Raw genomic sequence first — 7,949 nt, forward strand, 5'->3', positions numbered from 1 at the left:
GCGAAAGGCCGGCTTCCGCCCCGATGAGAAGATCTCGAGATCGCGCCCTAGCGGTTCTTGCGGTTCGCGATCAGCTCGTCAACCACGCCCGGATCGGCAAGGGTCGAGGTATCGCCGAGCGCGCCGTAATCGTTTTCGGCGACCTTGCGGAGGATGCGGCGCATGATCTTGCCCGAGCGCGTCTTGGGCAGGCCCGGGGTGAGCTGGATGAGGTCGGGCGTGCAGACCGCGCCGATCTCCTTGCGCACCCATTGGCGAAGCTCGATCTCGAGCCCTTCGCCCGCACTCTCGCCGGCCATCAGGGTGACGTAGCAATAGATGCCCTGCCCCTTGATCTCGTGGGGATAGCCGACGACGGCGGCTTCGGAGACCTTGGGATGGGCCACGAGCGCGCTTTCGATCTCGGCGGTGCCGAGCCGGTGGCCCGAGACGTTGAGCACGTCATCGACGCGGCCGGTGATCCAATAATAGCCATCCTCATCGCGGCGGCAGCCGTCGCCGGAGAAGTAATAGCCCTTATAGGTCTCGAAATAGGTCGAGACGAACCGCTCGTGATCGCCGTAGACGGTGCGCATCTGGCCCGGCCAGCTGTCGGCGATGCAGAGGACGCCTTCGGCCTTGGTCTGGGTCTGCTCGCGGCCTTCGGGGGAAAGGACGACCGGCTGCACCCCGAAGAAGGGGCGCGTGGCCGAGCCCGGCTTGGTGGCGGTCGCGCCCGGCAGCGGCGTGATCATGATGCCGCCGGTTTCGGTCTGCCACCAGGTGTCGACGACCGCGCAGCGCTCGCGCCCGACATGCTTGTGATACCAGAGCCAGGCTTCGGGATTGATCGGCTCGCCGACCGAACCGATGACGCGCAGGCTCGAGAGATCGGCCCCATCGACCCAGCTTGCGCCAGCGCCCATCAGCGCGCGGATGGCAGTGGGGGCGGTATAGAAGATGTTGACCTTGTACTTGTCGACCACCTGCCAGAGACGACCGGCATCAGGATAGTTCGGCACGCCTTCGAACATGAGCGTGGTCGCGCCATTGGCGAGCGGCCCATAGACGATGTAACTGTGGCCCGTCACCCAGCCAACGTCCGCGGTGCACCAGTAGATGTCGCCCTTGTGGTAGTCGAAGACGAGCTCATGGGTGAGCGAGGCATAGAGCAGATAGCCCCCGGTGGTGTGGAGCACGCCCTTTGGCTTGCCGGTGGAACCGGAGGTGTAGAGGATGAAGAGCGGATCTTCCGCATTCATCGGCTCGGGCTCGCAGACGGCAGACACTTCGGCTGCGGCCTCATCTAGCCAGATGTCGCGATCGGCTGCCATGGCGACCGGATTGCCCGTGTTGCGCACGACCACGACGCTCTCGACGGCCGGGCATTTCTCGAGCGCCGCATCGACGTTCTTCTTGAGCGCGATGGTCTTGCCGCCGCGCCGGCCTTCATCGGCGGTGATGACGAGGCGGCTGTCGCAATCATTGATGCGCCCGGCGAGCGCATCCGGCGAGAAGCCGCCGAAGACAACCGAATGCACCGCCCCGATGCGCGCGCAGGCGAGCATGGCGTAGGCGGCCTCGGGAATCATCGGCATGTAGATGGTGACGCGATCGCCTTTCCTGACGCCGCGGGCCTTCAGCACATTGGCGAGCCGGCAGACATGCTCGTGCAGCTCGGCATAGGTGATCCGGGCATCCATGCCGGGGGTATCGCCTTCCCAGATGATGGCGACGGTATCCGCATCGGTGGCCAGATGCCGGTCGATGCAATTGGCCGAGACGTTGAGCACCCCGTCCTCGAACCATTTGATCGAGACATCGGGATAGGCAAAGCTCGTGTTCTTGACGCGCGAGAAGGGCTTGATCCAGTCGAGCCGCTGCGCCTGCTCCCCCCAGAAGCCGTCCGGATCGGAGATCGAGCGCTCGTAGAGGGCCTGGTACTGCGCGTCGGTGACATGTGCGCGCGCCTTGGCCTCATCGCTGGGCTCGAACAGGTGCGTCTCGGACATGGAAGGCCTCCCTTTGGTGATTGGCAGTGTTCTAGCCATTGGCCGTGGGGGGAGCAAGGCGGCGGTGGGGGTATGGTGGCAGAGGGTGTGGGGGCGCCGCACTGGATTGTCGGGACGAGCCCGGCAATGACGGGGAGCGAGATTGGGGTTGGTCTTGAGGGGGCGGTGGCATGGGCGGTGTGCGGGGACGCCTGCCGTGGGCCCTGCCCTTTTGTTCGGTCCGTGCGCCCTCCTCCCGTCACCACCGGGCTTGTCCCGGTGGTCCAGGGGCTCCGCACTGGATTGCCGGGACGAGCCCGGCAATGACGGGGGGCGAGATTGGGGCTGGTCTTGAGGGGGCGGTGTGGTGGGCGGTGTGCGCTGACGCCTGCCGTGAGCGCTGCCCTTCCGTTCGGTCCGTGCGCCCTCCTCCCGTCACCACCGGGCTTGTCCCGGTGGTCCAGCGCCCGCTGTGGATTGCCGGGACGAGCCCGGCAATGACGGGGGGAGAGGTTTGGGGCTGGTCTTGAATGCCGGTTGAGGTGGGTGGCGGCGGGGGGTGGAGGACTGTTAGGGTGACGGGCGGAGGACGGACCCGATGAGCGCCGACAGTCGCGATGCTTCGACCATGCCTGCCGATCGGGCAGCACCGATCCGGCCCGCGACGCAGGCCGATATCGGGATGGTGCATTCCCGGCTGATGGAGGCGATCGCCGACTCGCCCTTTTATTCGGACATCTTCAAGGCCTATGAGAGCGCGCGGCTGAGCCCGGCCTATCTCGAAGGGCTGATGGAAGCGGACCCGTGGCATGTGATGATCTTCGTCCATGACCGGGAACCGGCCGGCTTCATGATCTCGGGGCCGGAACTGGGCACGCTCTGGCTCTACTGGACCTATGTGTTTCCCGAAAAGCGGCGGAGCAACATTGCCCTGCGCGGCATGCGGGCCTTCGTTTCGCACTGGGACAACGGGCGGTTCCACAAGGTGGCGACCTATACGCGGCCGGGCAATGACGCGATCCATGCGCTGATCCGGCGCATCGGCTTTCGGCCGGTGGCGACGCTCGAGGCCCATATCTTCGGGCAGGACTACATCCACCATGAATGCCGGCTGACCAAGACCGTACCGGGCTATGACCGCGGCGCGCCGACGGGGCGGCTCGCGGCGATCAGGCGCCGGATCGGGCGTTTCCTGGGGCGGGGCCGCGCCTGAGCCGGGCGAGGATCGAGACATCGATCCCGAGCAGTCGCCGGGCGACGAGCCAGTTCGCGGCCGACCAGAGCGTGGTGGCAAGGAGCGCCGCGAGTGCTGCCCCCATGAGCCCGAAGGCGGGCACGAGCACCAGATTGGCCAGAACCAGCGCACAGAGCCCGAGCCCCACCGCCGGCACGCCTGCCCAGGGCCGGTCGCGCATGGAAAGAATGAGGGCCGCAGGCCCGAAGCCGGCGCGGATGAGAAGCCCGAGGCAAAGGACGACCAGCGGGGCGGCGCCCGAGGCGAATTCGGGCCCGAAAAGCATGAAAAGGAGCGGACCGCCGAGGATGACGCCGACGAGAAGCGCGAGCGCGAGCCCGGCGGCGGCGAGATTGGCATCGGCGACGCGGGCCTCGAAGCGGGATTTGTCGGGCGCGGCAGCCGCCTCGAAGAGATCGGGCAGCGTCAGCGCATAGACCGCCGAGACCGCGAACGCGACGAGCCCGAAGATGCGCGCGGCGACTCCGAAGACCGCCAGATCCTCGGGCGCAAGCAGGCCCGAAAGGATGAGGAGGTCGATATCAAAGAAGAAATCGGTAGCGAGCCCGACAATCGCCCAGGGCAGAGCAAGCCGCCACCAGCGGGCCGCTTCGCCGGGGCGGGCGGCGACATCGGTGCGTGGCAGGGCGCGGACAGATCTCAGGGCGATCGTCAGGTGGCCGATGGCGACGAGGCCGTAAAGGCCCGCAAAGATCCAGAGGAGAAGCCCGAGCCCCTGCCCGCCCGGCGACAGCAGCAGCGCGAGGAAGAGCGCAAGGCCGATGGCGAGCGGCCGCACCACTCCATCGGCCAGAAGCCCGGCAAAGGGCCGCCGGAGCCCCACGAGCACGGCGCCCGAGACCCACACCATGGCCGTGCCGGCGGCGATGAGAAGAAGCTGCGGCAGATGGGCGAGAAGCACGGCGCCCGCCGCGCCCAGCAGGGGCAGGAGCGGGGTCGCAAGGAGCGCGAGCCCGAGCGCCACAAGGCCGATTTGGAGATAGGCGCGTGCCATGAACCGGGCGAGCATCGCCCCCTCGCCCGCCGCGCCATAGCGGGAGGCAAAGAAGGTGCCGATGGTGTTGAACCCAAGAGGCATGGCCATGGCGATGAGATTGACCGCCGCAAAGACGACGAGATAGTCCGCCAGACCCGCCGCGCCCCATTGGCGGGCGATCAGCGCCTGGGCGAGGAAGACGAGCCCGGCCCCGCCGATGCGCGCCGCAAAGATCAGCGCCGATTGCGAGGCGAGCCGGCGCATGAGGCTCATCGGCTGCCGTCCCGCTCCCGCTTCTGGTCGGGCCGGGCGCGATCGGCCCGAAGCCGGTCGATGAATCGCCCGGTGCGGTGGACGATCTCGCGCGCGGCAAAGGCGCCCTCGCCAACAAGGCGCGGCAGGAGGCCGGCGGCATAGTTGGCGACAGGCGGCACGGGGGTGATGACGCCGCGATCGCCCACCATGCCCTTCTTGAACTGATGGAGTCCCTGGAACCCGTCCGTGCCGCCCAGATCGTACCAGCTGGCCTCGGTGTGGTCGCGCAGCCAGCCGATGATCTTCCAGTGGAGGAGATAGCCGGCACGCAGCTCGAGCGCCCGATCGATGGTTGCGCCATAGAGGTAGACCGCGCGATCGCCCGCCTTGAAGATGATGGCGCCTGCGACGATTTCGCCCTCGTGGCGCACGAAGAAGAGCTCGGGACGCAGCGCCGGCACCGGGATCGCCATCAGCTGGTCGATGGTGTCGTAAGCGGAGTGATCGGCGAACTTCTTGCGGTCGGACATGGCGCGATAGAGCCGCTCGAAGGCGGGCAGCTCTCCGGGATCGGCATGCTCGAATGTGAGCCCCGCCTTTTCGGCGCGGTTGAGGTGATAGCGCCATTTCTGGTGGAAGCTCTTGCGCTGCTCGGCGTCCGACAGGCGCAGATTGACGATGTAGCGATCGGGAAAGAGCAGCGTCGCGCCGGGGCGGAAGCCGCGGGCGATGAGGCTTTGATAGGCGCGGTTGGGCGTTTCGAGCGCGGCGCGGGGGAGGATCGAGACCATGAGCCCGCGGCCGCGCGCATAATCTTCGACGAGGGCTTCGACGAGCTCGGCCCGGAGCGCTTCGGCACCCTCGCCCCGCGCATCGGCCAGCATCGGGCCCCATTTGACCACGGCGATGGCCCCGAGCCGCAGCGGCATGGGCTGGATCATGACGAGTGCGCCGCCGACGATCCTGTCATTGCGCCGGAAGACCATGGGCTCGAGCGCCACGCCGGGCCAGCGCCCGCGCGCAAAGGCGAAGAGCTGCTCCTGGCAGGCCTCATCGAAATCGGCGACGATCTCGTCCCAGCGCGGCCCCGCGACGCGCTCGGCCAAGAGCGCAGCGGGAGCAGGCTTTGTCAGGACGGGATCGGCCGGGACGCGGCCGGCCGGGGCAATGAGCGACATGGTGGCATCCGGATCGTTTGGCGCGATCCTAGCGCCCACCCCTCGCCAAATCCCTACGCCCCCACCGCAGACGGGGAGAAAAGCGGCCTGTGGTTACCGAAACGTGGGCTATTCCCAGACGCACCCCTTCTGTTCGAGTACGGCGCCGAAACGGCGAAGGGGACAGCGCGCTGGCGCCGACGGAAGCGCAGCCGTACGGGTCGAACGTGCGATGTGGGGTCGAACCGGCCCGCGGGGCGGCGGTCGTCCGGGCGCGCGGGAGGCGTCTTGACGATGGCCTTGCCGACAAACTGCCAGGGCCAGGAAAGACACGCGAATTGTGAGGATTTTCGGTCTAACCCCCTGATCTAAAAGGGGATTGGTGGGTGCACAAGGACTCGAACCTTGGACCCGCTGATTAAGAGTCAGCTGCTCTACCATCTGAGCTATGCACCCGGTCCGAGCGGGTGTCTAGCAAAGGGATTCCGTGCTGTCCAGCACGTATCGCGCTTTCGCCCCATTGTCGGGCTGATAAAGTGCGCGAGGTGGCAGAAGGCCCGGCGAAAGGCGCGATAATGACGGAGACGGCGGCGGTGGACGATGCGGTGCGGTGGGTTTCGCTCTATGGCGTGCCGCTGCTGAGCGCGCTCGGCGTGCTGCTCGCCGGCATGGTGGTGTCGCGCATCGCCGGCCAGGCGATCCGCTCCATGCTGCCGCTGGCCCGCGGCGTCGACAAGAATTTCGCGCCGCTGCTGAGCCAGATCGCGCAATACGGCATCATGATCTTCGCGATCGTGACGGCGCTCAACTTCATCGGGGTGCCCTCGACCTCGATCCTCGCCGTGCTGGGCGCGGCGGGCCTCGCGATCGCGCTGGCGCTGCAGGGCACGCTTGCCAATATCGCGGCGGGGATCATGCTGATCTGGCTGAGGCCCATCGCGATCGGGGAATATGTGACCGGGGACGGCGTGGCGGGGGTGGTGGTCGAGATCGGGCTTTTCGGCACGCGGCTGCGCTCGACGACGGGGCTCTACATCTTCACGCCCAACCAGAAGCTCTGGTCCTCGGTGATCACCAACCACAGCCGCGAGCCCAACCGGCGAGTGGACGTGAACATCACCGTGCCCGAAACCTGCAACATCGCCGGGGTGCGCCGCACCCTCCTGCGGATCGCCAATGCGGACAAAAGGGTGATGACCGAGCCGATGGCGACCGCGCATGTGGACAGTTTTGCGGGCGACAAGGTGGTGGTGCAGCTGCGCGCCTGGGTGCCCACGAGCGACTATATCGCGGCGCTCCACACGCTGACCGAGGAGGCCAAGCTCGCCGTCAACCGCGAGCTCGCAGCCCAGCACGAAGGCCGGGCGGAAGTGGCGCCGGCGACCGACCCCCATGTGCAGGGGACCGGCCAGCCGACGGCGTAGGGTCTATTCGGGGCGGTAGCTGGTGCCCAGATAGGAGCGGTCGCCCCAGACCTGGTCGACGCGCGCATTCCGCCCGCAGGCAAAGCGGTAATATTCGTAGCGAACCGGGTTCTTCAGGTAATAATCCTGATGATAGTCCTCGGCCGGATAGAAGGTCTTGCCGGGGATGATTTCGGTCGCGATCTCGGCGTTGAGCTCGGCGGCGACGGCGAGCTTGCTGGCCTCGGCCTGTTCGGTCTCTTGGTCGGTCTGGGGGAAGATGCCGGTGCGGTATGAGGGCCCGCGATCGCAGAACTGGCCATCGGGATCGAGCGGATCGACCGAGTGCCAGAAGACGGTCAGGAGCTTGTCGTAATCGGTGATGGCGGGATCGTAGGTAACCTGCACGGCCTCGTAATGGCCGGTGTCCTCATAGGTCACCTGCTGGTAGTTCGCGGTCTCCGCCTCCCCGCCGATATAGCCCGAAAGCGTATCGAGCACGCCCTCGACATCGTCGAAATCCTTCTCCACGCACCAGAAGCACCCGCCTGCGAAAATGGCGACGGCCGTCTCGGCCTGCGCGAAAACGGGGGCCGAAAGCCCCATCGTGCCGGCGAGCGCGAGCCCGGCCAGCGATGCGAATCTGGAAATGCCCATGAAATCCTCCGGTTCTGCCGCCCATTTGCGGCCCGCGACCGCTCGCGTTCAAGACAAAGATACGTCATTGCCGCCGCTGCGGTTTTCGAGGGAGGGGAATTTTGTGGTGGGGGGATATTGAGCGTGGGGCGGTACCCCCTCCCGGCCTCCCCCTGATAGGGGGAGGAGAAGGGGGGCGGGGTCGGGCTCGGTCTGTTCCTCCCCCTTTTTCAGGGGGAGGTTAGGTGGGGGTTGGCGAGCCTGGAGCGGGGGGCGTACCCCCTCCCGGCCTCCCCC

6 protein-coding genes and 1 tRNA gene are annotated in these 7,949 nt (G+C 67.0%); 2 read left to right on the plus strand and 5 right to left on the minus strand.

The genetic code is table 11. The features are described from left to right. Positions 1–47 precede the first annotated feature (47 nt). A complete protein-coding gene (acs, locus tag EMQ25_RS08555) occupies positions 48–1,991 on the minus strand; it encodes an acetate--CoA ligase (protein WP_127188114.1) in 1,944 nt (647 codons plus the stop codon). 577 nt (positions 1,992–2,568) lie between these two features. Between acs and EMQ25_RS08560 the strand changes: the two genes are divergently transcribed. Then, positions 2,569–3,183 (plus strand): GNAT family N-acetyltransferase, encoded by a 615-nt coding sequence (locus EMQ25_RS08560; RefSeq protein ID WP_127188115.1) that lies wholly within the window; start codon positions 2,569–2,571, stop codon positions 3,181–3,183. Here EMQ25_RS08560 and EMQ25_RS08565 read toward each other — a convergent pair. From EMQ25_RS08565 to EMQ25_RS08575, 3 genes are all read right to left on the minus strand, one after another. Continuing rightward, complete coding sequence (locus EMQ25_RS08565) at positions 3,140–4,474, minus strand: lipopolysaccharide biosynthesis protein (RefSeq protein ID WP_127188116.1); 1,335 nt, start codon at positions 4,472–4,474, stop codon at positions 3,140–3,142. The genes EMQ25_RS08560 and EMQ25_RS08565 overlap by 44 nt on opposite strands. Beyond that, positions 4,471–5,634 carry a lipid II:glycine glycyltransferase FemX gene (locus tag EMQ25_RS08570; protein ID WP_127188117.1) on the minus strand — a complete coding sequence of 388 codons (1,164 nt, stop codon included), beginning with the start codon at positions 5,632–5,634 and terminating at the stop codon, positions 4,471–4,473. Before EMQ25_RS08570 ends, EMQ25_RS08565 begins: the two co-directional genes overlap by 4 nt. Before the next feature lie 359 nt (positions 5,635–5,993). Continuing rightward, positions 5,994–6,069: transfer RNA gene (locus EMQ25_RS08575), tRNA-Lys, on the minus strand. Between the two features lie 119 nt (positions 6,070–6,188). Between EMQ25_RS08575 and EMQ25_RS08580 the strand changes: the two genes are divergently transcribed. Next, positions 6,189–7,037 (plus strand): mechanosensitive ion channel family protein, encoded by an 849-nt coding sequence (locus EMQ25_RS08580; protein WP_127188118.1) that lies wholly within the window; start codon positions 6,189–6,191, stop codon positions 7,035–7,037. A gap of 3 nt (positions 7,038–7,040) precedes the next feature. Here the strand turns inward: EMQ25_RS08580 and msrA are convergent, their stop codons facing one another. Then, complete coding sequence (gene msrA, locus EMQ25_RS08585; protein WP_192895645.1) at positions 7,041–7,673, minus strand: peptide-methionine (S)-S-oxide reductase MsrA; 633 nt, start codon at positions 7,671–7,673, stop codon at positions 7,041–7,043. Positions 7,674–7,949 lie beyond the last annotated feature (276 nt).

It is taken from the genome of Arsenicitalea aurantiaca (assembly GCF_003994485.1).
In the GTDB taxonomy this organism is placed as follows: domain Bacteria; phylum Pseudomonadota; class Alphaproteobacteria; order Rhizobiales; family Devosiaceae; genus Arsenicitalea; species Arsenicitalea aurantiaca.

Excerpts from the sequence above, each read along its gene's own strand:
- EMQ25_RS08570 (WP_127188117.1), bottom strand. The coding sequence starts at position 5,634 with ATGTCGCTCATTGCCCCGGCCGGCCGCGTCCCGGCCGATCCCGTCCTG.
- msrA (WP_192895645.1), bottom strand. The coding sequence starts at position 7,673 with ATGGGCATTTCCAGATTCGCATCGCTGGCCGGGCTCGCGCTCGCCGGC.
- EMQ25_RS08560 (WP_127188115.1), top strand. The coding sequence starts at position 2,569 with ATGAGCGCCGACAGTCGCGATGCTTCGACCATGCCTGCCGATCGGGCA.
- EMQ25_RS08580 (WP_127188118.1), top strand. The coding sequence starts at position 6,189 with ATGACGGAGACGGCGGCGGTGGACGATGCGGTGCGGTGGGTTTCGCTC.
- acs (WP_127188114.1), bottom strand. The coding sequence starts at position 1,991 with ATGTCCGAGACGCACCTGTTCGAGCCCAGCGATGAGGCCAAGGCGCGC.
- EMQ25_RS08565 (WP_127188116.1), bottom strand. The coding sequence starts at position 4,474 with ATGAGCCTCATGCGCCGGCTCGCCTCGCAATCGGCGCTGATCTTTGCG.